Origin of the sequence: Curtobacterium citri (genome assembly GCF_030362955.1) — a bacterium.
Lineage (GTDB): Bacteria > Actinomycetota > Actinomycetes > Actinomycetales > Microbacteriaceae > Curtobacterium > Curtobacterium citri.
The window spans coordinates 415,224-437,616 of the sequence record NZ_JAUCML010000001.1 but is presented as its reverse complement, the minus strand read 5'-3'; the positions used below and the strand labels follow the sequence as shown (position 1 = coordinate 437,616).

At 74.1% G+C, this 22,393-nt stretch carries 20 protein-coding genes; 11 read left to right on the top strand and 9 right to left on the bottom strand.

Going from position 1 to position 22,393, the window contains the following annotated elements; all coding sequences use genetic code 11:
• Nucleotides 1–4: 4 nt before the first annotated feature.
• The 5 genes from QUG92_RS02125 to rfbD are packed head-to-tail and all read left to right on the top strand — an operon-like array spanning nucleotide 5 to nucleotide 6,236.
• The gene (locus tag QUG92_RS02125) at nucleotides 5–946 is read left to right on the top strand and encodes a glycosyltransferase family 2 protein (RefSeq protein WP_289457503.1); all 942 of its coding nucleotides are present in this window, start codon (nucleotides 5–7) and stop codon (nucleotides 944–946) included.
• On the top strand, nucleotides 936–2,669 hold the full coding sequence (locus QUG92_RS02120) for a glycosyltransferase family 39 protein (RefSeq protein ID WP_289457502.1): 1,734 nt from the start codon (nucleotides 936–938) through the stop codon (nucleotides 2,667–2,669). Before QUG92_RS02125 ends, QUG92_RS02120 begins: the two co-directional genes overlap by 11 nt.
• Nucleotides 2,666–4,405, top strand: a complete 1,740-nt coding sequence (locus QUG92_RS02115) for a hypothetical protein (RefSeq protein ID WP_289457501.1) — start codon at nucleotides 2,666–2,668, stop codon at nucleotides 4,403–4,405. Before QUG92_RS02120 ends, QUG92_RS02115 begins: the two co-directional genes overlap by 4 nt.
• A complete protein-coding gene (rfbB, locus tag QUG92_RS02110) occupies nucleotides 4,402–5,388 on the top strand; it encodes a dTDP-glucose 4,6-dehydratase (protein ID WP_289457500.1) in 987 nt (328 codons plus the stop codon). Before QUG92_RS02115 ends, rfbB begins: the two co-directional genes overlap by 4 nt.
• Nucleotides 5,385–6,236 carry a dTDP-4-dehydrorhamnose reductase gene (gene rfbD, locus QUG92_RS02105; RefSeq protein ID WP_289457499.1) on the top strand — a complete coding sequence of 284 codons (852 nt, stop codon included), beginning with the start codon at nucleotides 5,385–5,387 and terminating at the stop codon, nucleotides 6,234–6,236. Before rfbB ends, rfbD begins: the two co-directional genes overlap by 4 nt.
• A gap of 105 nt (nucleotides 6,237–6,341) precedes the next feature.
• Here the strand turns inward: rfbD and QUG92_RS02100 are convergent, their stop codons facing one another.
• Nucleotides 6,342–7,451: a glycosyltransferase gene (locus tag QUG92_RS02100; protein WP_289457498.1), complete on the bottom strand. Its 1,110-nt coding sequence runs from the start codon at nucleotides 7,449–7,451 to the stop codon at nucleotides 6,342–6,344.
• Between the two features lie 68 nt (nucleotides 7,452–7,519).
• Between QUG92_RS02100 and QUG92_RS02095 the strand changes: the two genes are divergently transcribed.
• From QUG92_RS02095 to QUG92_RS02085, 3 genes are all read left to right on the top strand, one after another.
• Complete coding sequence (locus QUG92_RS02095; RefSeq protein ID WP_289457497.1) at nucleotides 7,520–8,503, top strand: lysylphosphatidylglycerol synthase domain-containing protein; 984 nt, start codon at nucleotides 7,520–7,522, stop codon at nucleotides 8,501–8,503.
• Nucleotides 8,504–8,594: 91 nt separating this feature from the next.
• The gene (locus QUG92_RS02090) at nucleotides 8,595–9,737 is read left to right on the top strand and encodes a glycosyltransferase family 4 protein (RefSeq protein ID WP_289457496.1); all 1,143 of its coding nucleotides are present in this window, start codon (nucleotides 8,595–8,597) and stop codon (nucleotides 9,735–9,737) included.
• 125 nt (nucleotides 9,738–9,862) lie between these two features.
• The gene (locus QUG92_RS02085) at nucleotides 9,863–10,555 is read left to right on the top strand and encodes a hypothetical protein (RefSeq protein WP_289457495.1); all 693 of its coding nucleotides are present in this window, start codon (nucleotides 9,863–9,865) and stop codon (nucleotides 10,553–10,555) included.
• Nucleotides 10,556–10,613: 58 nt separating this feature from the next.
• Here the strand turns inward: QUG92_RS02085 and purE are convergent, their stop codons facing one another.
• The 3 genes from purE to QUG92_RS02070 form a co-directional block, all read right to left on the bottom strand.
• A complete protein-coding gene (gene purE, locus QUG92_RS02080) occupies nucleotides 10,614–11,081 on the bottom strand; it encodes a 5-(carboxyamino)imidazole ribonucleotide mutase (protein WP_289457561.1) in 468 nt (155 codons plus the stop codon).
• 68 nt (nucleotides 11,082–11,149) lie between these two features.
• Nucleotides 11,150–12,616, bottom strand: a complete 1,467-nt coding sequence (locus tag QUG92_RS02075; RefSeq protein ID WP_289457494.1) for a glycoside hydrolase family 6 protein — start codon at nucleotides 12,614–12,616, stop codon at nucleotides 11,150–11,152.
• 124 nt (nucleotides 12,617–12,740) lie between these two features.
• On the bottom strand, nucleotides 12,741–13,877 hold the full coding sequence (locus QUG92_RS02070) for a 5-(carboxyamino)imidazole ribonucleotide synthase (protein WP_289457493.1): 1,137 nt from the start codon (nucleotides 13,875–13,877) through the stop codon (nucleotides 12,741–12,743).
• A gap of 141 nt (nucleotides 13,878–14,018) precedes the next feature.
• Here QUG92_RS02070 and QUG92_RS02065 point away from each other — a divergent pair, with 141 nt between their 5' ends.
• The gene (locus QUG92_RS02065; RefSeq protein WP_289457492.1) at nucleotides 14,019–14,570 is read left to right on the top strand and encodes a GtrA family protein; all 552 of its coding nucleotides are present in this window, start codon (nucleotides 14,019–14,021) and stop codon (nucleotides 14,568–14,570) included.
• 123 nt (nucleotides 14,571–14,693) lie between these two features.
• Here the strand turns inward: QUG92_RS02065 and QUG92_RS02060 are convergent, their stop codons facing one another.
• Genes QUG92_RS02060 through QUG92_RS02050 form a run of 3 tightly spaced genes read right to left on the bottom strand, consistent with a single transcriptional unit; the run spans nucleotide 14,694 to nucleotide 17,464 of the window.
• The gene (locus tag QUG92_RS02060) at nucleotides 14,694–16,001 is read right to left on the bottom strand and encodes a UDP-glucose dehydrogenase family protein (protein WP_289457491.1); all 1,308 of its coding nucleotides are present in this window, start codon (nucleotides 15,999–16,001) and stop codon (nucleotides 14,694–14,696) included.
• Between the two features lie 52 nt (nucleotides 16,002–16,053).
• Nucleotides 16,054–16,602 carry a PH domain-containing protein gene (locus QUG92_RS02055; RefSeq protein ID WP_069712233.1) on the bottom strand — a complete coding sequence of 183 codons (549 nt, stop codon included), beginning with the start codon at nucleotides 16,600–16,602 and terminating at the stop codon, nucleotides 16,054–16,056.
• A gap of 4 nt (nucleotides 16,603–16,606) precedes the next feature.
• On the bottom strand, nucleotides 16,607–17,464 hold the full coding sequence (locus tag QUG92_RS02050; RefSeq protein WP_289457490.1) for a biotin--[acetyl-CoA-carboxylase] ligase: 858 nt from the start codon (nucleotides 17,462–17,464) through the stop codon (nucleotides 16,607–16,609).
• A gap of 75 nt (nucleotides 17,465–17,539) precedes the next feature.
• On the opposite strand from QUG92_RS02050, the gene QUG92_RS02045 reads away from it, so the two are divergent.
• Both QUG92_RS02045 and QUG92_RS02040 read left to right on the top strand, forming a co-directional pair.
• On the top strand, nucleotides 17,540–19,135 hold the full coding sequence (locus tag QUG92_RS02045; protein WP_289457489.1) for an acyl-CoA carboxylase subunit beta: 1,596 nt from the start codon (nucleotides 17,540–17,542) through the stop codon (nucleotides 19,133–19,135).
• Nucleotides 19,136–19,175: 40 nt separating this feature from the next.
• Nucleotides 19,176–19,469 carry an acyl-CoA carboxylase subunit epsilon gene (locus QUG92_RS02040; RefSeq protein WP_289457488.1) on the top strand — a complete coding sequence of 98 codons (294 nt, stop codon included), beginning with the start codon at nucleotides 19,176–19,178 and terminating at the stop codon, nucleotides 19,467–19,469.
• Between the two features lie 538 nt (nucleotides 19,470–20,007).
• Here the strand turns inward: QUG92_RS02040 and QUG92_RS02035 are convergent.
• Together QUG92_RS02035 and QUG92_RS02030 are read right to left on the bottom strand one after the other, a co-directional pair.
• Nucleotides 20,008–21,057 carry a DUF8320 family protein gene (locus tag QUG92_RS02035; RefSeq protein ID WP_259346140.1) on the bottom strand — a complete coding sequence of 350 codons (1,050 nt, stop codon included), beginning with the start codon at nucleotides 21,055–21,057 and terminating at the stop codon, nucleotides 20,008–20,010.
• Entirely contained in the window at nucleotides 21,054–22,391 is a 1,338-nt protein-coding gene (locus QUG92_RS02030; protein ID WP_289457487.1) for a sensor histidine kinase, read from the bottom strand. The genes QUG92_RS02035 and QUG92_RS02030 overlap by 4 nt, the downstream gene beginning before the upstream one ends.
• Nucleotides 22,392–22,393: the final 2 nt, after the last annotated feature.

Below are 22,393 nucleotides of genomic sequence, written 5' to 3'. Positions count from 1 at the left end.
CACAGTGAAGCTCTTCATCCAGATCCCGTGCCTGAACGAAGAACAGACCCTCCCGGCTGTCCTCGAGACGATCCCGACGGCGATCGAGGGCATCGACGAGATCGAGGTCCTGGTCATCGACGACGGGTCCACGGACCGCACCGTCGAGGTCGCGAAGGCGCACGGCGTCCGGCACTTCGTCCGCCACACCACGAACATGGGGCTGGCCCGCTCGTTCCGCGACGGCGTCGACTACGCCCTGCTGCACGGCGCCGACATCGTGGTGAACACCGACGGCGACAACCAGTACCCCCAGGCACAGATCGCCGAGCTCGTGCAGCCGATCGTGCACGGCGAGGCCGACATCGTCATCGGCGACCGGCAGACCCGGACGATCGAGCACTTCTCCGGGTTCAAGAAGCTCATGCAGCGCTTCGGCTCGTGGGTCGCCTCCCGCGCCGCCGGTCTCGACCTGCCCGACGCCGCGAGCGGCTTCCGCGCCTACTCGAAGTACTCGCTCATCCGGCTCAACATCGTCACGCGGTTCAGCTACTGCATGGAGACGATCGTGCAGGCGGGCTACAAGCGCCTGGCGATCGCGAGCGTGCCGATCACCACGAACGCGAAGACCCGCGAGTCGCGCCTGTTCAAGAACATCTGGCAGCACATGTTCCAGTCCGGCTCGGCGATCGCCCGCGTGTACCTCATGTACCGGCCGATGGCCCTCTTCGCCTGGGTCGCCGTCGTGCTCGGCGCGCTCGGCCTCTGGCCGCTGGTCCGCTACCTCGTGCTCATCGTCTCGGGCAGCACCGGCAACCACCTGCAGTCGATCATCCTCGGCGTGGTGCTGCTCATCACGGCGCTGCTGTCCCTGGTGATCGGGGTCGTCGCGGACCTGACGAGGATGAACCGCACCCTCGCCGAGGAGCAGCTCGACCTGCAGAAGCTCGCCCGGTATGGCGACTGAGGCCCCCGTCTCCGACCGCCCCGCCGACCGTCCCGTCACGCCCGGCACCGCCGCGCACCACCCCGTCGTGCACCACCCCGTCGTGCGACGCACGGAGCGCGTCGTCGTCGCGATCGTCACGGCGGCCTTCGCGATCGTCCTGTTCACCTGGGCGGCGGTCGTGCCGATGTACCAGGCCGCCGACGAGCGCGCGCACTTCGACGCCGTCGTCCACGTGGCGATCGGTGACGGCTGGCCGGACCCGGGCGACCTGCACCTGCTCCGCGCGGTCGACGAGGCCGACACCGCGCCGCCGTCCGCCACGATGGGGCAGCTGCTCGACGAGACCGGTCGCGCCGAGACCGACACCGTCGACCAGATGACGCAGCACCCGCCGACCTACTACGCGGTCGCCGCCGGCGTGCTCCACCTCGTCGACTTCGCCGCGCGCACGCCGGACCAGGCGCTCCTGGCGGTCCGGCTGCTCGGTGCCCTCCTCCTCGCGCCGCTGCCGGCGCTCGCCTGGGCCACCGTCCGCCGGGTCACCCGCTCACCGCGTGCGGCGCTGGTCGGCGCCTTCGCCGTCGTCGCCGTGCCCGAGCTCGCGTCGATCGGCGCCTCGGCCTCGAACGACGCGCCGGTCGTGCTCTTCTCGGCGACCACGGTCTGGCTCGCCACCCGCGTGCTCACCGGGGACCGCCGCGTCCGGACGTCGGTCGCCCTCGCGGTGTCGCTGGGCGTCGCCATCCTCTTCAAGGGCACCGCGCTGCCCCTGATCCCGTTCGTCGCGGTCGCGCTGCTGCTCGCCGGTGGCCCGGCCGTCCGGTTCGGCGCCCGGCTGGTCCGGACCGTCGGCGTGCTCGCCGGCGCCGCGGTGATCGGCGCGTGGTGGTGGCTCCGCAACCTGCTCGTCTTCCACACGCTGCAGCCGAGCGGCTTCGAGTCGATCCGGCCGCCGAAGCCGTTCCCGGCCGGCACCGGACCCGATCCCTTCCGGTTCGCCGACGTGTCGTGGAGCACGATCGCCCGGACGTTCTGGGGCAGCTTCGGCGGCCGCGCGCAGTGGATCCTGTCCCCCGTCGTCTTCGAGACCGCGACGGTGCTCGCCCTCGGGGCGATCCTGGTCTGGGCGTTCCGGCGCGAGCCGGGGCTCCGCGTGGCCGTGGCCCTCGCGTCGCTCCCGGCGGCGGTCCTGGTCTTCCAGACGGCGAACGCGTGGGGCAGCTACTCGGCCACCACGGTCGTCGGTGCCACGCAGGGCCGGTACTACTTCCCCGCCCTGGTGGCGTTCATCGCCCTCAGCGCGATCGCCTGGCGCCGCGCGCTGACCACCGACACCGGCCGCCGCCGGGCGACCGTCGTCGTCTCCGCCCTCGGCGCCGCGCTCGGGTGCTACGCGCTGGTGTTCGTGTACGGGTCGTTCGCGGAGCGGTCGCGGGTGCGCGTCACGCCCGCTGGCCTGGACGTCCTGGCCGCCTCCTCCCCCGTGCCGGTGCCCGTGCTCGTGTCGGCCTGGTGCGCGGCGGTCCTCCTGCTCGCGGTGGCCGTGGTGCTCGCGTACGGCCGGGTCGCCCGGCGTCCCCGCACCGAGGACGACGCGGTCGAGCGCGACACGACCCCGGCACACGCCCACGAGCGCGACACGACCCCGGCACACGCCCACGAGCGCGACACGACACCGGCACCCGCCGACGACCCCGTCCTGCCCGACTCCACCGACGTCCGATCGGAGCACGCCGGATGAGCGTCGTCCCCGCCACCGTCCGACCGCGCGTGACCCGGACAGAACTCCTCGCCGTCGTCGGCACGACCCTGCTGTTCGGCCTGCTGCTGACCACCTGGGCGTACGTCACGCCGCCGCTGCACGGTCCGGACGAGCTCGCCAACGTCGACGCCGCCCTGCACCTGGCGATCGGTCAGGCCTGGCCCGCGGCCGGGGACCTGCACTACATCCAGGGGCTAATCTCGCAGAACGTGCCGGCGCTGCCACCGGCGGCCGCCGACCGCGGCAGCATCGCCGCGATCGTCGGCGACGGCTCCGTCAACGAGCTCGTGAACCCGATGTCGCAGCACCCGCCGACCTACTTCCTCGGGCAGGCGGTGGTCGCCCACCTCATCGACTTCACCACCCGCCGGTGGGACGTCGTGCTCCTCGCGATGCGCCTGGTCGACGTGCTGCTCGTCCTGCCGCTCCCGGCGCTGGTGTGGGCGTCCGTCCGCCGTGCGACCCGGTCACGTCGTGCCGGCGCCGCCGCACTCGCCGCCGTGTTCGCGGTCCCGCAGCTCGCGCAGCTCGGCTCCTCCGTCTCGGCGTGGGCCCCGGTGATCACCGCCGGAGCGCTCGCGACCTGGCTGGCCGTCCGGGTGTTCACCGGTGACCGGTCCTGGTGGACCGTCCTCGCCCTCGGCGGGTCGCTCGCCGTGGGCACCGCCGTGATGGCGGCCGGGTTCCTCGCGGTGCCGTTCGCGATCGTCGCCGTCCTCGCGCCGCGCGCACCGCTGGCGCCGTCCTGGCCCGGTCGGGTCCTCCGTGCCGTCGTGGTGCTCGCGGTCCCGGCCGTCACGACCGGCTGGTGGTACGCGCGGCAGTTCGTCCGCACGGGCACCCCGCAGCCCCAGGCCTTCCCGACGGCCACGGCGACGTGGCCGGTCGGCGAGCCCCCGGCGCCGACGCAGTTCGCCGGGACCTTCTGGAACGGGCTCTCGGAGTCGTTCTGGGGACGCTTCGGCCGCTACGAGTGGCCGCTGTCCTCGGTCGTCGTCGACACCGCCACCGTCGTCGCCCTCGCCGCCGTGGTGTGGGCCGCGACCCGTCGGGGGGCCGACCGCCGCACGATGCTCGTCGCAGGTGTCTTCCCGGCGACGGCCCTGCTCGTCGTGCTCGGCCGCGACTGGGCGACCTACGCCGGCCACATGTCGGTCGCGGTCACCCAGGGCCGCTTCCTCTTCCCGGCCCTCGCGGCGCTGCTCGTGCTGCAGGCGGCGGCGTGGAGCGGCCTGCTCCGGCACCCGTCCACCGCCACCCGGTTCGCGCGGTGTCTGCTCGTCGTCGCGGCGCTCGTCGCGATCGGTGCGATCGGCCTGCTCGCGGTCGCCTCGTACCAGGCGCTGCAGTTCCCGCCGTCGACCGCCGGGCTCTCCACGATGGCGATCACCGTGCCGTACGGACTGAAGCCGCTCGCGCTGCTCGTCGCCGTGACGGGCGTCGTCGCCGTCGTGGTGGGTGCCACGCTCTGGCGCGCGGTCGGGCCGACCGCGGACGTCCTCCGCGACGGGTCCGGCCCGGACGACGACCGGGTGGCCGTGGCGCACCGAGCCGCCCCCGGCACGGTGCCCGCCGCCCACGACGTCGTCCCCGCACACGATCACGAGCCCGTCCCCGCACACGATCACGAGACCGAGGACGCCGACCGGGCTGCGGACGCCGTACCGCTAGACTCTCCGCCGACCGACGCACCGACACAAAGGAACCATCCGTGAAGATCCTCGTCACCGGAGGGGCCGGCTTCATCGGCTCCAACTTCGTCCGCCGGACCCTGCAGGACGCCTACCCGGGCCTCGAGGGCGCCGAGGTCGTCGTGTACGACGCGCTGACCTACTCCGGCAACCTCGAGAACCTCGCGCCGGTCGCCGACTCCCCGCGCTACTCCTTCGTGCAGGGCGACATCCGCGACGCCGAGAAGCTCGACGAGGTCGTCCCCGGCATCGACGCGGTCGTGCACTTCGCCGCCGAGTCCCACGTCGACCGCTCGGTCCGCGACTCCGGCATCTTCGTCGAGACGAACGTCGTCGGCACCCAGCGCCTGCTCGACGCGGCCCTGCGCCACGGCACCGAGCGCTTCGTCCACGTCTCCACCGACGAGGTCTACGGCTCGATCAGCGAGGGCTCGTGGGACGAGGAGCGCCCGCTCGAGCCGAACTCGCCGTACTCGGCGTCGAAGGCCGGCAGCGACCTGCTCGCCCGCAGCTACCACCGCACGCACGGGCTGAACCTCTCGATCACCCGCTGCTCGAACAACTACGGGCCGTACCACTTCCCCGAGAAGGTCATCCCGCTCTTCGTCACGAACCTGATCGACGACAAGAGCGTCCCGCTGTACGGCGAGGGCAACAACATCCGCGACTGGCTGCACGTCGACGACCACACCCGCGGCATCGCGATGGTCCTCGTCAAGGGTCGCGCGGGCGAGATCTACAACATCGGCGGCGGCACCGAGCTGACGAACAAGGAGCTCACGCAGCTCCTCCTCGACGCCACCGGCAAGGACTGGTCGTCCGTCGAGCACGTGCAGGACCGCCTCGGCCACGACCTGCGCTACTCGGTCGACATCTCGAAGATCCAGGCCGAGCTCGGCTACGAGCCGCAGGTGCCGTTCGAGCAGGGCCTGGCGGACGTCGTGCAGTGGTACCGCGACAACCGCGCCTGGTGGGAGCCGCTGAAGGAGCGCGCGGCCCTCGCATGACCCGCTACCTGATCACCGGCGCCGCCGGCATGCTCGGTCGCGACCTGCAGCACGCGCTGCAGGGTCGTGACGTCACCGCGCTCGGTCGTGCCGACCTCGACGTCACGGACCCGGCGGCGGTCGACGCGGCCGTCGCCGGGCACGACGTCGTCATCAACTCCGCGGCGTACACGAAGGTCGACGACGCCGAGAGCCACGAGGACGACGCGGCGGCGGTCAACGCCACCGGCCCGCGGCTGCTCGCCGAGGCGGCCGTCCGGCACGGTGCGAAGCTGCTGACGGTCTCGACGGACTACGTGTTCGACGGCAACGGCACCGCGCCCTACGCCGAGGACGCCCCGACCGACCCGCTGAACGCCTACGGGCGGACCAAGGCGGACGGCGAGGCGCACGTCCGCCGCATCGCACCGGACTCGTCGTACGTCGTCCGGACCGCCTGGATCTACGGCGCGCACGGGCCGAACTTCGCCGCGACGATGCTCCGGCTCGCGGGGTCGCACGACACGGTGTCGGTGGTCACCGACCAGGTGGGCCAGCCCACGTGGACGGGTGACCTGGCCGCCCGGATCGTCGAGCTCGTGGACTCGGACGCCCCCGCCGGTGTCTACCACGGCACCAACTCGGGGCAGGCGTCCTGGTACGACTTCACGAAGGCGATCTTCGCCGAGGCCGGCCTCGACCCGGAGCGCGTGCTCCCGACGGACAGCGCCGCCTTCGTGCGGCCCGCGCCGCGTCCGGCGTACAGCGTGCTCGGTCACGACGGCTGGTCCCGCGCCGGGCTCGCGCCCATGCGCGACTGGCGGGAGGCGCTGCACGCGGCGTTCCAGGCGGGCGCGCTGAGCGCCTGATCGGTCCCACCACAGCGGACGGGAGGCGCGGTACCGGCTGGTACCGCGCCTCCCGTCCGTCGTGGCGCACGCCCACCCCGTCGCCGACGCGACCGGACCGCCGGATCAGCGCACGACGGCGCGCAGGCGCTCGTCGAGCGGCGCCACGGCACCCGCGGGCCGGAAGCGCTCGGCGGCCGCAGCGGCCGCAGCGCGCCGACGGCCGAGGAGCGCACGGTCGGCCGCGAGCGTCCGCAGGGCGTCCGCCAGGGCGGCCGCGTCGCCCGCGGGCACGGTCACGACCGCGTCCCCGAACGCGCGACGCTGCGGGGCGGTGTCGCTCGTGACCACCGCGAGCCCCGCCGCCGCGCACTGGTACACCTTGTTCGGCACGACCTTGAGCGCCTTCGGGGTCGTGCCGGTGATGCCGATGCCGACGTCGTGGCCCGCCACCACGCCGGGGAGGTCCGCCGACTCCACCCAGGGCACCCATGTCGTCGGCGCTCCGCCCTCGGCAGCGGCGCGCGCGGCGTCGAGGTCCTGGCCGGAGCCGATCATCGTCACCTCGACGCCGTCGTCCGCGGTGAGCAGCCCGACGGCCTCGCCGATCGTCACGGCGCCCTGCAACGGGGTGAAGAGCCCGAAGAAGACCACGCGCAGGGGCCCGCCGTCCGCGCCGGCACCGTCGCGGGCCGCGTCGTACCACGCCTCGGTCGCCCCGACGGGGACGACGACGGCCTTGCCGCGGAGCCGGTCGGGCACCAGGTCGCGGTGCTCCTCGGTGTCGACCACGACGACGTCGGCGATGCGCAGGGCGGCGCCGTCGAGGGCGCGCAGCAGCCGCTGCTTGAGGCCGGTGCCGCCGACGCCGCGGTCCTGCGCGGTCGTGGCGGCGAAGATCAGGTGGTCGAGCAGGATCGGCGTGCGCGGGAACAGCAGCCGCGCGAGCCACACGTCGAAGTGCCCCATGTACCCGACGAGCAGGGCGTCCGGACGTCCGGCGGCCCGCGCACGCAGCGCGAGTCCGGTGAGCCGGGTCCAGCTGCGGGCGAGCCGGAGGGCCATCTGCGCCGCGCCCGACCGCGCGCCGAGCATCGCCACGCGGTCACGCGTGGACAGGCCGAGCGGGACGTTCGCCTCCGCCACGACGTGCCCGCGCGCGCGCAGGCCGTCCGCCAGCACGCGGACCCGGGGGTGGTCCGCCGCCTGGTATGTTCCGAAGGCCAGGATCCGCACGCTCGTCGTCCTTCCGGGTGGTCGCGTGTGCCACCGGTCCCGGCGCACCCGACCAACCCTAGGTGAGAATGACCGACGTCCCGAAGCCCGCCGAGCGCTCCCGCGTGAAGACCGTCGTCCGGGTGTCCGCCCTGGTGCTCGCCCTCGCCCTGTGCGTGGCCTTCCTGGTCCCGCGCGCAGGCGACATCGCCGACGCGTTCACCCGGCAGGACCCCTGGACGCTCGTCCTCGCGTTCGTCCTCGGCGCCGCGGCGACGTACGTGACGTTCCTGTCGTGGCGCTCCCTCATGTCCGGCGCCGGGCACCGGATCCCGATCGCCGCCGCGCAGCGGGTGTTCTTCCTGTCGCAGATCGGCAAGTACATCCCGGGCTCCGTCTGGCCGATCGTGGCGCAGGCCGACCTCGGGCGGGAGCACCGGGTCCCGCCGGCGCGGAGCGTGGCCGTCGGCATGCTGACGCTCCTCGTGAGCTGCGGCGCCGGCGTCTCCGTGGCGGCGGTGACGATCCCGTTCGTGCAGCCGGACGCCTTCGCGCGCTACTGGTACGTGGTGCTGCTCGTCCCGGTCGTGCTCGTCGCCCTGCACCCGGCCGTGCTCCGGTTCGGCCTCCGGCTCGCCTCGAGGGTCACCCGGCGCGACCTCGGCACCATCGACATCCGGCTCGCCGCCGTGCTGCGCGCCTTCGGCTGGGCGGTGCTCGCCTGGCTCGTCTTCGGCCTGCACATCGCCCTCGTCCTCGCGCCGCTCGGGCCGCTCGACGTCCGGGTCGCCACGCTCGCCGTCGGCGCGTACGCCCTGGCCTGGCTGGTGGGGTTCCTGGTGTTCTTCCTGCCCGCCGGGCTCGGCGGTCGCGAGGCCGTCCTCACCGCGCTCCTGACCGCCGGGGTGCCCCTCGGCGCGTCCGCCGCCGTCAGCGTCGCCGTGATGTCCCGCGTGCTCCTGACGGTCGTGGACCTCGTGTTCGCCGCCCTGGCCGTGCTCGGCGAGCGTCGGCGCCGTCGGTCGCGCATCGCGGTCGACGGAACCGTCACGGACACCCGCGCCGACGCGTAGGCGCCCCAGCGCCCGCTGGTATCGTCTGCCGGGACGCCCGGACCGGCGGACGACGCCGACCGGCGGCAGGACCTGCGAGGAGCACCACCAGATGACCACTCTCCGCGTGATCGTCGACCAGATGGTCGCTCCGGTCCCCGGCGGCATCGGCCGCTACGCGGAGGAACTCACCCGGGAGCTCATCGCCAGGGCCCCGGCCGGCTGCGACGTCGCCGGCATCGTCCCGGCCGCCGGTCGCGAGGACCTCGAGCGCATCACCACCCTGCTCCCCGGGCTCGCCGAGCTCGAACGGCTGGTCCTCCCCCGCCGCGAGCTCGCCCTCGCCTGGCAGGGCGGCCTGACCGGCGGCGCCGCACACGGCATGGTGCACGCGCCGAGCGTGCTCGCTCCGCTCGTCAAGCACGACCGCGGCCTCGAGCCGGGCCGCCAGACGGTCGTCACCGTGCACGACACCGTCCCGTGGACGCACCCGGAGACCCTGACGCCGCGGGGTGTGCGCTTCCACCGGGCGATGGTGAAGCGGGCGTGGCGGTACGCGGACGCCGTGGTCGTCCCGACGCACGCCGTCGCGGCCGACCTCAACGCGGTGCACCCGTTCGGCGAGCGGCTCCGGGTCATCGGCGGCGCCCCGAGCGGTCGCCTCCGGCTCCCCGCGGACGCCGACCTGCGCGCGGAGCGGCTCGGGCTCCCCGAGCGGTACGTCCTCGCCGTGGGCACGCTCGAGCCCCGGAAGGGCCTGGCACACCTCGTCGCCGCGATGGCGCACCCGGCGGCACCGCAGGACGTCCCGCTGGTGGTCGCCGGCCCCGACGGTTGGGGGGACGTCGACGTGCACGGCGAGGCCGAGCGCGCCGGGCTCGCACCCGAGCGCCTGCACGTGCTCGGCCACATCGACGACGCCGACCTCGCGGTGGCGTACGACCGGGCCACCGTCTTCGTGTTCCCGAGCCTCGCGGAGGGCTTCGGCCTGCCGGTGGTCGAGGCGATGAGCTTCGGCACGCCGGTCGTGCACTCCGACGACGCAGCGGTCTGCGAGGTCGCTGCGGACGCCGGTGTCGTCGTGGCCCGCGACCCGCGCGACTCCTACGCGGAGCGGCTCGCGCAGGCCGTCTACCAGGTCGTCGAGGACCCGAACCTGGCGGCGCAGCTCGCGGTCGCCGGGCCGGACCGTGCCCGCATGTTCAGCTGGCGGGACGCCGCCGACGAGACCTGGCAGCTGCACGCCGACCTCTGAGCCGGACGCCCGGAGTCGCAGTGGCGGACGTCGGGTGGCGCACGCCCGGTCACGGACGGGCGTCGATCCCCCGGCCCCGCCGTGTCGTCCGCGGTGAGGGTCGACCCGGCTGCGAGGATCGCACCATGACGCGTCGACACCGGCTCACCACCATCACGGCCTCGATCGCCCTCGGCGTCGCGACGGCGGCACTCGCCAGCGGGTGCTCCGGGCCCGACACCGCCGACCGCAGCCCGTCCCCCACGCGCTCGTCCTCCGCCTCGGCGACCGCGACCCCGACGCCGCGTCCCTCCTCGACCCCGACGGGCGCCGCCACCTCGGCCCCGGGGACGGCGCCGTCCGCCGCACCGACCACCCCGGTCGACGACGGCACCGGGCCGGGCACCGGCAACGGCAGCGGCGTCGAGACGCCCGCGAACGTCGACTTCTCCCGGATCGCGGCGCAGGGCGTCGCGGCGGCCGGGGGCGGCACGGTGGTCTCGCTGACCGGGTCCGGGGACAACTGGACGGTCGTCGTCGCGTCGCCGGACGGCTCGCTCACGCAGTCGGTCGTGTCGGCGACCCTCGACCGCGTCACCTCCGGACCGTTCCCGAAGGACTCCGACGCCGCGACGAAGGCCGCGAACGCCGCTCGTGCCGGAGCGGTCCGAGTCGACGCCCCGACCGCCGCGGCGCGGGCGGCGTCGTCCGCCGGTGGCACCGTCACGGGCATCGTGCTCGGGGGCAGCGGTCAGGCGCCGACGTGGGCGGTGTCCGTCTCGGTCGGTGGGGCCGGCCGGACGGTGACCGTCGACGCGGTCAGCGGCGCCGTCCGCTGATCCCGACCCGCCGCACACCGGTGGCCTCGTCGGTCGCCGGACTGCGGACGGGGCCCGGTCAGAGGGCGTCGCGGAGCCGCGCGGCCTTCTCGTCGACGACGCGCTCGAGGTCCTCGGCGTGCTGCCGCAGCCGGTCGGCCACGGCGGGGTCGGCGGAACCGATGATCCGCGCCGCGAGGAGCCCCGCGTTGGCCGCACCGTTGATGGCGACGGTCGCCACGGGGATGCCGGCCGGCATCTGCACGATCGACAGCAGCGAGTCGAGGCCGTCGAGCCGCGCGAGCTGCACGGGCACGCCGATCACGGGCAGGGTCGTCATCGAGGCGACCATGCCCGGCAGGTGCGCCGCTCCGCCGGCACCGGCGACCACGACGCGGATGCCCCGGCCCGCCGCCGCACGGGCGTAGCGGACCATCTTGTCCGGGGTGCGGTGGGCGGAGACGACGTCGGCCTCGAACGGGATGCCGAGCTCGTCGAGCGTCTCCGCAGCCGCTCGCATCGTCGGCCAGTCGGAGTCCGACCCCATGATGATCGAGACGAGCGGCTGGGCGGTGGCTGCGGTTCCGGTCACGCGCCGAGCCTAGCCGAGCGGGGTCAGCGGACGGTCACGGTCGAACAGCCGAGCGCGGTGTCCCCGCCCGCGCCGATGCCGACCGCGGTCAGGCACACCGTGCGCTTGCCGCTCGGCACGGCGAAGGTCGCGTCGAACCCGTGCTGCTTCCCCACGCGGTGGGCGCGGTCGACGTCCGGACGGCTGCGGTCGGCCGTCGCCGTGCCGATCACCGACCGGCCGACCGTGACCCGGACCGAGACCGCCTTCGCGGTGTCGTCGCGGTCGAAGGCCCAGCCGCGGACCGTGACCCGACGCGTCGAGGACGAGCGCACGTCGTCGCGTCGTCCGGTGGGTGCGACCGAGGGGGCCTTCGCCGCGGGCGCCGTGGCCGTGGGCGACGGCACCGGAGTGGGGGACGCGGCCGCCGTGGGCGCGGGGGTGCCGAGGCGGGCGTTCGCCACGAGCGCCTGCGCGAAGGACGACCACCACCGGCCGGCAGCGGGCCCGCCGTTGCACGTGCCGTCGCTCGCGCCCGGGGTCTTCACCCAGAGCAGCGCGTCGAGCCGGGTGCCGTCCGTCACGACCCGCGGCGTGGTGCCGAGGCCGGAGCCGGGGGCGTTGCACCAGGTGCCCTTCCAGCCCTGTCCGTTGCGGGACGTGTCGATCACGTAGTGCGAACCGCCGGTGGCCGCCGACACCCGCTCGGCGTACGCCTGCTCCTGCGCGGTCGGGTAGTAGTTCGCGACGTTCGTGAAGAACCCGCGCGCCGAGCGCACCCCGGCACGGTCGAGGCGCTCCGCCATCACGGTCGGCGGCACCCAGTTCGAGTTGCCCGCGTCGAGGTACGCGGGGACGCCGGCGGCCGTGAACGCCGCGACCTCGCGGGACAGGACGCGGAAGCGCTGCTCGCCGAGCGACGCGTCGCACGCGCTGTTGCTGAGCATCGCGAGCGAGTCCGGCTCGACCAGGACGGCCGCGCGGTGCCCCCGCAGCCGCTCGGCGATGCGGTCGACCCACGCGGTGTAGGTCGTCTCGTCCATGCCGCCGGCCGAGTAGCCGCCGCAGTCGCGGTGCGGGATCGCGTAGGTCACGAACACGGGCGTCGTCCCGGTGCGCTCGGCGCCCGCGACGGCCTGGTCGAGGGTACGGTCGAGGGTCGTCCCCTGCGTCCAGTCGCCGAGCCAGATCGCCACCGGGTGCTCGCTGATCGTCCGGGCCGCCCGCGCGCCCGCGGGGTCGCTCGTCGCGAGTGCGGTCACCTGCTTCGCCGCCTCGCTCGTGTCCGACCGGTACGGACCGGCGCCGTACAGCTGGGTGGACGACGCGGACCGGAGGTCCGGTGCGGCAGCGGCGGGCGCGGCCGGCAGGAGCGCGGTCCCGACGAGGGCGACGAGCGCCCCGACGGCGCTGACGGCACCGACCGAACGGAGCGCGGTGGTCGCGAGCGGCGGTGTGCCGGCGGCGGGGACGCCGAGCACGGGCGTGCCGGGCACGGTGGTGCGGCGCATGGTGGTCTCCTGACTGACCAGACCATGGGAGCACGGAACCGGGGCCGGCGTCAGGCACCAGTCAGGGTGCCACCCGAGCGGGTGTCCGCCGTCCTGCGGACGCCCGCCCGTGCGGTCGTGGGGGTCAGTCGTCGAAGTGCGCCGCTGCCGACCGTGCCCGGTAGGTGACGTCGTCGAGGTCGTCGCCGGTCACCGTGACGTGCCCGATCTTCCGTCCCGGCCGCGGCGCCTTGCCGTAGAAGTGGTACTTCGCCTCGGGGAACGCCGCGAGCGCCGCGGGGTAGCGTGCGGCCAGGTCGCCGTCGGCCGGGCCGCCGAGCACGTTGACCATGACCGCGGCGGGCGCGTGCACGCCGGTCGACCCGAGCGGCAGGTCGAGCACGGCACGCAGGTGCTGCTCGAACTGGCTCGTCGTCGCACCGTCGATCGTCCAGTGCCCGGTGTTGTGCGGGCGCATCGCGAGCTCGTTGACGAGGATCCGCTCGTCGTCGGTCTCGAACAGCTCGACGGCCAGCACACCGGTCACCCCGAGGGCCTCGGCGACGCGGACGGCGAGGTCCTCGGCCGCGTCAGCGAGCCGCCCGGCACTGTCCGGCGCGGGTGCGAACACCTCGGCGCAGACACCGTCGCGCTGCACGGTCTCGACCAGCGGCCAGGCGACGACCTCGCCGGAGGGTCGGCGCGCGACCGACTGTGCGAGTTCGCGTCGGAAGGGCACGAGCTCCTCGACGAGGAGCGCCTGGTCGCCCGCAGCCTCGTCGACCGCGGCGAACCAGTCGACGACGTCGGCCGGGTCCGACACGACCCGCACGCCCTTGCCGTCGTAGCCGCCGCGCGCGGTCTTCACGACCGCACGGCCGCCGTGGTCGTCGAGGAAGGCCTGCAGCGCCGCGGCGTCGCGGACCGCCGCCCAGTCGGGCACGGGGACGCCGAGTGCGCTGAGCCGTTCGCGCATGGTGATCTTGTCCTGGGCGACCGCGAGCGCCTCGGGTCCGGGCCGCACGGCGACACCGGCGTCGACGAGCGCACGGAGGACGTCCTGCGGCACGTGCTCGTGGTCGAAGGTCACGACGTCGACGTCCCGCGCGAACGCGAGCACGGTGTCGAGGTCGTGGTAGTCGCCCTCGGCCGTGGCGGCGAGCGCCGCCGACATGCCCGGCCCCTCGGCCAGCACCCGGATGTCGATCCCGAGCTCCAGCGCGGCCGGCACCATCATGCGTGCCAGCTGTCCGCCACCGATGACCCCGACGCGCAACGCCATGCTGTGTGTTCCCTCCGTCGTTCACACCGTCCCCGGGGAACGCACTGTCTAGAATCGATCTCCGTTGCCGGCACCCCTGCGGGCTGACGGCGGTCCGTGCCCGGCACGGTCAGCGACAACTCTACGGATCCTGGAGACACTGTGCGGCGACTCATTGCCCAGCTGGCCCGCTTCGGCGTGGTCGGCGCCGTCGGGTTCGTGGTCGACTTCACGGTCTTCAACCTGCTGCGGGCCACCGTGCTCAACCCGGACGAGGTCCACTCCGGGCCGTTCTGGGCGAAGGTGGTCTCGACGGTCGTCGCCATCCTCGTCAACTGGATCGGCAACCGGTACTGGACCTTCCGCGACCAGCGTCGTGCCGTGGCCGCGCGCGAGGGCGTCGAGTTCGTCATCGTCTCGCTCGGCGGCATGGTCATCTCGCTCGGCTGCCTCGCCGTGTCGCACTACGTGCTCGGCTTCACCTCGGCCCTCGCGGACAACGTCTCCGGCAACGTGATCGGCCTCGGCCTCGGCACGGCGTTCCGGTTCTGGCTGTACAAGACGTGGGTGTACCACCCCGAGCGCGGCGGGCGCCGCACCGCGGACGAGACGACGGATGCCCCGACGGCCGGCACCCCCACGACCGGTACCTCGACGACGGGCTCCCGACCGGCGGCCGTCCGCTCGGTCGACGGCGACCTCGCCGGACGCTGACGGCGCCGCTGCCGCTGCCGCTGCCGACCAGCAGCCCCCCGGCCCCGAGCCTCCGGCACCAGGGCCGGACGACGAAGGCCGCTCCCCGACGGGGAGCGGCCTTCGTCGTGCACGGCGGTGGGGTCAGCGCCCCATGCCGCGGTAGGTGAAGCCGGCGGCCGTCCAGGCATCGCGGTCGAGGCAGTTGCGCCCGTCGACGACGACCGGGACCGCCACGAGCGATGCCGCCTCGGTCGGGTCGAGCTCGCGGAACGCCGTCCACTCGGTGAGCACCAGCACGAGGTCCGCCCCGGTCAGCGCCGCGGTGGCCGACTCCGCGTAGTCGAGCTCCGGGTGCAGCCGCCGCGCCGTGCCGACCGCCTCGGGGTCGTACGCGGCGACGGACGCGCCGAGCTCGTGCAGTCGCGCCGCGATGTCGAGCGCCGGGGAGTCGCGGACGTCGTCGGAGTTCGGCTTGAACGCCAGGCCGAGCACGGCCACGCGCTTGCCCGAGGCCGAGCCGCCGAGCAGCTCGGTCGCCAGGTCCACCACGTGCGCGCGACGACGGAGGTTCGTGGCGTCGACGTCGGCCAGGAACGCGAGGGACTCGCCCACGCCCAGTTCGTCGGCGCGGGCCTGGAAGGCACGGATGTCCTTCGGCAGGCAGCCGCCGCCGAAGCCGAGGCCGGCGTTGAGGAACTTGCGACCGATGCGGTCGTCGTGCCCGATGGCGTCGGCGAGCGCCGTGACGTCCGCTCCGGCGACCTCGGCGATCTCGGCCATCGCGTTGATGAACGAGATCTTCGTGGCGAGGAACGCGTTCGCGCTGATCTTCACGAGCTCGGCGGTGGGCAGGTTCACGACGAGCCGGGGCGTGCCCGCGGCGAGCGCCTGCGCGTAGACCTCGTCGAGCGCGGCGACGGCCCGTTCGCCGGCCTCGCCCTCGGGCACGCCGTAGACGAACCGGTCGGGCGAGATGGTGTCCTGCACGGCGAAGCCCTCGCGGAGGAACTCGGGGTTCCAGACGAGCGTCGCTCCCGGCACGGCCTGCTCGACCTCGGCGGCGAGCCGGGCGGCGGTGCCCACCGGCACCGTGGACTTGCCGACGACGAACTCACCGGCGGACAGGTGCGGCGTCAGCGCGGCGACGGCGGCGTCCACGTACGTGAGGTCCGCGGCACCGGTCGGCCCCTGCGGGGTCCCGACGGCCAGGAAGTGCACCGTGGACCCGGCGACCTCGGCCATGTCCGTGGTGAAGCGGATGCGCCCGGAGGCGAGCGCCTCGGTCAGGATCTCGGGCAGCCCCGGTTCGAAGAACGGAGCGTCGCCCGACGCGAGACGCTCGATCTTGGCGGGGTCGACGTCGACCGCGACGACCTCGTGCCCGAGCTTGGCCATGGAAGCGGCGTGCACGGCACCGAGGTACCCGCAGCCGATGACGGAGATACGCACGGCACGACGCTACCGGCTCGCGCGGGACGAACCCAATCCCCGGTCGAGGACGTCAGCGTCGGTCGTCGCCCCACGGCGGTCGCGCGGGACCGCCGACGATCTCGTCCCAGTCGGGTTCGCGGTGGCGTCGGCGGGCCTCGTACGCCTCGACGAGGTCGTGCAGCACCGCGACCACGAGGTCGGCGTGCGGCACGTCGGCGAGCACGAGCGGCGGTTCGTCGCCGGGGAACACGAGCACGTCGCCCGAGCGCCACACCCCCTGCATGCCCTGCCGCCGGACCGTCACGTCGTACCCGCGGGAGTGCAGGAGCTCGCGGCGGGTGCGGGTGCCGAGACCGTGCGACACGACGAGCCGCCGGGTCGTGACGACGTACCGCTCGGACATCCACCGCAGGAGCGGGACGAGACCCCCGAGCACCACGAGCAGCACGGTCAGACCGGCGACGACGACGTTGAGCCAGGCGAGCTGCGCCCGGAAGACGCCGAAGCCGAAGCCCCCGGCGAGTGCCACGAGCACGACGAAGACGGCCGGGCGGACCAGCCGGCGGGCGTGGGGCCGGAGTCGCGCGACGACGCGTTCGGGCGGCGTCTCGGCGGTCATGCCGTCATGCATACCGCAGGTGGGTGAGGTCCCCCACCGCGACGCCCCTGGACCGGCCGTCCCGATCCCGGATCGTGATGCGGCCGTCGTCGTCGATGCCGGTGGCGTCGACCTCCTCCACCGTGCCGTCGGGCAGCTCCAGGCGGACACGGCGACCGATCGTGCCGCAGGCGCCCTGGACGCGGGACCGCACCGTCTGCGCGGCGTGACCGCCCGCGACCAGGGCGGCCACCGCCTCCAGGACGGCCGACGTGGCGGCGGACAGCACCGCGTCCGCCAGGGCGGGTGCGTCGTCGACGGCGCCCGCGACCGTGAGCGACGTGGACGTCGGCGTCGGCAGGCGGTCGGCGGGGATGGTCAGGTTGACGCCGGCCCCGACGACGACGCTGCCGTCCGACGCGACCTGGCAGAGGATCCCGGAGACCTTGCGGCCGTCGACGAGGACGTCGTTCGGCCACTTCACCAGCACGCGCGGCTCCGTCGTGCCGCCTGCTGCGTCGTCGGTCGGACTGGAGGCGCGGTCCGGCCCGGTCGTGTCCGGCAGCACCGCGGTCACCGCGTCGCGCATCGCGAGTCCGGCGACGAGCGGCAGCCAGCCGCGGTCGCGGTCGTCGAGGTCGGCCCGGACGAGGACGCTCGCGGCGAGCGCCTGCCCGGCCGGGGCGCTCCAGGTGCGGTCGAGACGCCCGCGACCCGCGGTCTGGTCGAGGGTCACCACGACGCTGCCGTGCGGCCGGTCCGGCGCGACGGCGAGCAGGTCGGCGTTCGTCGAACCGGTCCGGTCGCGGCGGTCGAACCGCCCGCCCGCGGCCTCGACGACGGCACGGGATCGCGGCAGGTCGGCCTGCTCCGGTGTGGACATGCACGCAAATGTACGGGCAGGAACCGTGGGGGTCCTCCAACCGGGGCCGTCCGTGCCCGCCGGTAGGGTGAGCGGGTGACCACAGGAGACACCCCCGACCTCTCGACCACGGCCGGTCGCCTCGCGGACCTGCGCGACCGGTACCACGAGGCCGTGACCGCCGCGGGCGAGGCCGCCATCGCGAAGCAGCACGCGAAGGGCAAGGGCACCGCCCGCGAGCGCATCGAGCAGCTCCTCGACGAGAACTCGTTCGTCGAGTTCGACGAGTTCGTCCGCCACCGCACGACGTCGTTCGGCATGGACGCCAAGCGGCCCTACGGCGACGCGGTCGTCACCGGCGTCGGCACGATCCACGGCCGCAACGTCGCGGTCTACGCGCAGGACTTCACCGTCTTCGGCGGGTCCCTGGGCGAGGTCGCCGGCGAGAAGATCGTCAAGGTGATGCAGCACGCGCTGAAGACCGGGGTGCCGATCATCGGCATCCTCGACTCCGGTGGCGCCCGCATCCAGGAGGGCGTCGTCGCCCTCGGCAAGTACGGCGAGATCTTCCGCCTCAACACGCAGGCCTCCGGTGTCATCCCGCAGATCTCGATCGTGATGGGCCCGGCCGCCGGCGGCGCGGTCTACTCCCCCGCCCTGACCGACTTCGTGATCATGGTCGACAAGACGAGCCACATGTTCGTCACCGGACCGGACGTCATCAAGACCGTGACCGGCGAGGACGTCGGCTTCGAGGAGCTCGGCGGTGCACAGACGCACAACGCCGTCTCCGGGGTCGCGCACTACCTGGCGGAGGACGAGTCCGACGCGCTCGACTACGCCCGCTCGCTCGTCGGCTTCCTGCCGGACAACAACCTGTCCGACGCACCCGCCTACGACGTCGCGCCCGAGCTCGAGACCACCGACGCCGACCACGATCTCGACACCGTCATCCCGGACTCGACGAACCAGCCGTACGACGTCACGACGATCATCGAGCACGTCGTGGACGACGGCGAGTTCCTCGAGGTCCAGCCGCTCTTCGCGCCGAACATCATGGTCGGCTTCGGTCGGGTCGAGGGCCGTACGGTCGGCATCATCGCGAACCAGCCGCAGGCCATGGCCGGCACGCTGAACATCGACGCCGGCGAGAAGGCAGCCCGCTTCGTCCGGTTCTGCGACGCGTTCGGCATCCCGATCCTCACCCTCGTCGACGTGCCCGGCTACCTGCCCGGCACCGACCAGGAGTGGACGGGTGTCATCCGCCGCGGGGCGAAGCTCCTCTACGCCTACGCCGAGGCGACGGTGCCGCTCGTCACGGTGATCACCCGCAAGGCGTACGGCGGGGCGTACATCGTGATGGGGTCGAAGCAGCTCGGGGCCGACATCAACCTGGCCTGGCCCACGGCGGAGATCGCGGTCATGGGCGGGCAGGGCGCCGTCAACATCCTGTACCGCGCCGAGATCAAGCGCGCCGAGGAGGCCGGCGAGGACGTCGCCGCCGTCCGGGCGCGGCTGGCGAACGAGTACACCTACAACGTCGCGTCGCCGTACCTGGCGGCCGAGCGCGGTGAGCTCGACGGGATCATCCAGCCGCACGCGACGCGCGTCGCGGTCATCAAGGCGCTCCGGGCACTGCGGGGCAAGCGTGCCGCGCTGCCGCCGAAGAAGCACGGGAACATCCCGCTGTGACGGCCGTGCAGTGCACCGAGTGCCCCGGAGGCGACGCCTGATGGGCCGCCACGCCGCGGCCGTGCCCGCCGACGCTCCGGTGCCGACCGACGCTCTCGTGCCGGCCGACGCTCTCGTGGGGACGGGGGCCGACGTGACCGTCGTCGCCGGGGACCCGAGCCCCGAGGAACTCGCCGCCGTCGTCGCCGTGCTGCAGCGCCGGGCAGACGAGGTCGCCGCCGCCGGGCGTGCCGAGGTGACCGTGTCGCCCCGCGCCGGCTGGGACGCCTCGGCGCGCGGCCTGCGCCGCCCGCTCGAGCACGGGCACGACGCCTGGAGCCGCTCGATCCGCTGACGCCCCGGCCGCACCAGCCGCGCACCCGACCCCCGCCGTTCACCGGCGGGGGTCTTGCGCGTCCGGGGGGAACCGGGCGACGATGTACCCCGTGGCCGAGCGCCGCTCGCGACCGGATCGACGGGTTGCAGCGTGCACTTCCCGGTCCGTCTCCCCCTGATCGGGGGACACCGCGCGGGGCACGGCACCGGAACGGGCTGATTTGTCCCCCGAAATGACGACTGACACGCCCGTGTGGACCGGGCATAGTAGTTCGTGTTCGGTGTCCTTCAACGAAGAACATCATCGGTCGGTGGCCGACTAGGGTACGACGCCATCGACCAGCTACGAGCCAGGGCGGTATTCGGGTTGTCGCTCAGGCTCGGGTCGTGAACGGGCCGGTTCCTCGGAACCGGCCCGTTCCCCGTTTCCGGCACCATCCTCGATCCGGTCTCGCTCCCCACAGCTCGGGCCTGCCGGCCGCACTCCGCGCCGCAGTCGCCCGTCACGCCGTAGTCGCCCGTCACACCGCCGAAGCCTGCAGTGCGGCGGCCGCCGGTCAGACGGTCGCGTGCCGCGGGATCTCGAGCCAGAGCACGACGGAGTCGTCCTCGTCCCCGTCCTCGTCGTCCAGCCCCGCTCCGAGGGCCGCCGACTCGCTCGCCGCCGTGTCGAGCCGCAGCCCCACGACGGTGACCGCCGCGTCCGCGCCCTCTGCGACGGTCCGCACGATCACGTTGTCCGCCCCGCGGGCCCGACGCAACGCCTCGGCGATCTCGGCGTGCACGCGCCGCAGGTCCTCCACCTCGAGCTCGTCGAGGCCGCCGTCGTCGTGCAGCTGCACGGTGGCACCCCGTCGTCGGAGGCGCATGACCTCGTCACGGACGTCGTCGGAGAGCAGCGAGCGCCCGCGGATCTCGTCGCGGATCGCCTGCTCGAGGTGCAGGCTCTCCGCGCGCTCCGCCTCCGTCAGGTCGCCCCCCTGCGCGATGACCTGCTGCAGCATCGGCAGCGCCATCCGGGTCGTCTGGCTCAGGCGGAGCTGCCGTTCGAACACGTGGGCGTCCTGCGCGGCCTGCCAGTCGGCGGTCTCCTGTTCGGCGCGGAGGAACTCCGTGGTCGCCGTGGTCGCCCGGCTCATCGCGACGGCGAACCACGTCGCGATCGCCACCCACGCGACGCTGCCGGCGACCCCGAGGTCGGCGAACGCACCCGGCCCCGCCCACAGCACGACGTAGAGCGTCAGGAAGGCCACGCCCACCCACGCGAACGCGCGGCGGCCCCGCACGACGAGCACGACCATGAGCGTGCCGACGGCGGCGACCCACCAGGTCGTCGAGTCGTTCTTGTGCGCGAGGTCGGCGACGGGGGCGGCGATCACCGGCAGCACCAGCGCCGTGGCGAGCGCGAAGCACGCCGCCCAGACCGGCAGCGCCCTCCCCGGGGCGAAGAGGACGACCGCGCTCGCCACGGCGTAGAGGGCCATGCACGCCACGACGGGCGAGACGTCGGTCACCGTCGTGAACGAGGCGAAGCCGAGCACGAGCTGGTACACCGAGAACAGCGCGGCGAGCCCGATCGCGACCCGCGCGGGCAGCGACACCCTCACGCCGGCACCTCCGGAGTCCACTCGAGCCGGATGCGCGTCCCCGCGCCGGGGTTGCTCGAGACCACGGCGGTACCGCCGACGGCCTGCACACGCTCGACGATCGACCGCCGGACGCCGAGCCGGGCTGCCGGGACGGCGCCCAGGTCGAAGCCAGCGCCGTCGTCACCGACCTCGACGCGCACCGCGCTGCCGCGCTGGTCGACGCTCACCCAGCGGTCGACCTGCGGTCCCCCGGCGTGCTGCACGCTGTTCACCGAGGCCTGGACCGCCGCGGCGGCGAGGGCCTCCGCGACGATGGCCGGCACACGCAGCCCACCGTCGTGCCCGTCGATCAGCCGGACCGGTGCGGCGAGCCCGTCGACGGCCTCGGCGATCCGGTCCCGCAGTTCGTGGACCGGGACCGGCGGGGCCTCGCCGGGCTGGTCGGTGGCGGCGGCGGCGAGGTGGTCGATCGCGTTCCGGGCCATCCGCGCCGCGAGCGCCCGGGCCTCGGGTGTGTCCGCCCGCGCAGCGGAGAGCAGGGTCGTGAGCACGCTGTCGTGCACGATCGCGTCCACCTGCACGCGCTCGACCTCGGTCGCGTGCTCGCGGATGGCCGCCGAGTACCGCCGGACCGCCGTCGCCTGCGCCGTGTCCACCGCGGCCGCCGCGCGACGCAGCAGCACGGCGATGACGAGCACCGCGCCGCTGAGGAACGCGGTGAAGACGCCCTGGAGCACGGCGGGCAGTCCCGCTTCGCCGCCGAGCGGCGTCAGGCGGATCGCCACGTAGACGGCGGGCACGAGCGCGGTGTAGACCGTGGCGCGCCAGGGCGCGAAGCCGAGCGCGGCCGCGGTCGAGCCGACCGTGCAGAACCACCACGGCCACGGGACCTGGTCTGCGGGGATCGCCTGGTGCACGGTGAGCGGCCACGTGACGAGCACGACGAGGAACAGCAGGGCACAGCTGATCTGCGCGACCTGCGCCAACCGCTGCACGAACGCCGTCGCCCCGACGAACAGGAACGAGGCACCGAGTGCCGCTGCCGACACCGGACCCCAGACCTGGTCGAGGTTCGGGAACTGGCCGACGACCTTCGGCGCGTACAGCGCCCCGAACCCGATGGCGGTCAGAGCCAGGAGCACCGAGAACAGCCGCTCGACCGACGCCTGGGTGATGGCGGACCGCACCCCGCGCGTCGGATCGGCCCCGAACGGTGCCGACGTCGACGACGCCCCGGTCGCCGCGCCGGGACCGACGTCGACGGACGGCGCAGCGGTAGCGCGGGTGGCGGTGTCGCCCGGTGCGGTCCGGTCAGTGCGCCGGGACCTCGCCGGCTCGGCCGTGGTGGCCACGG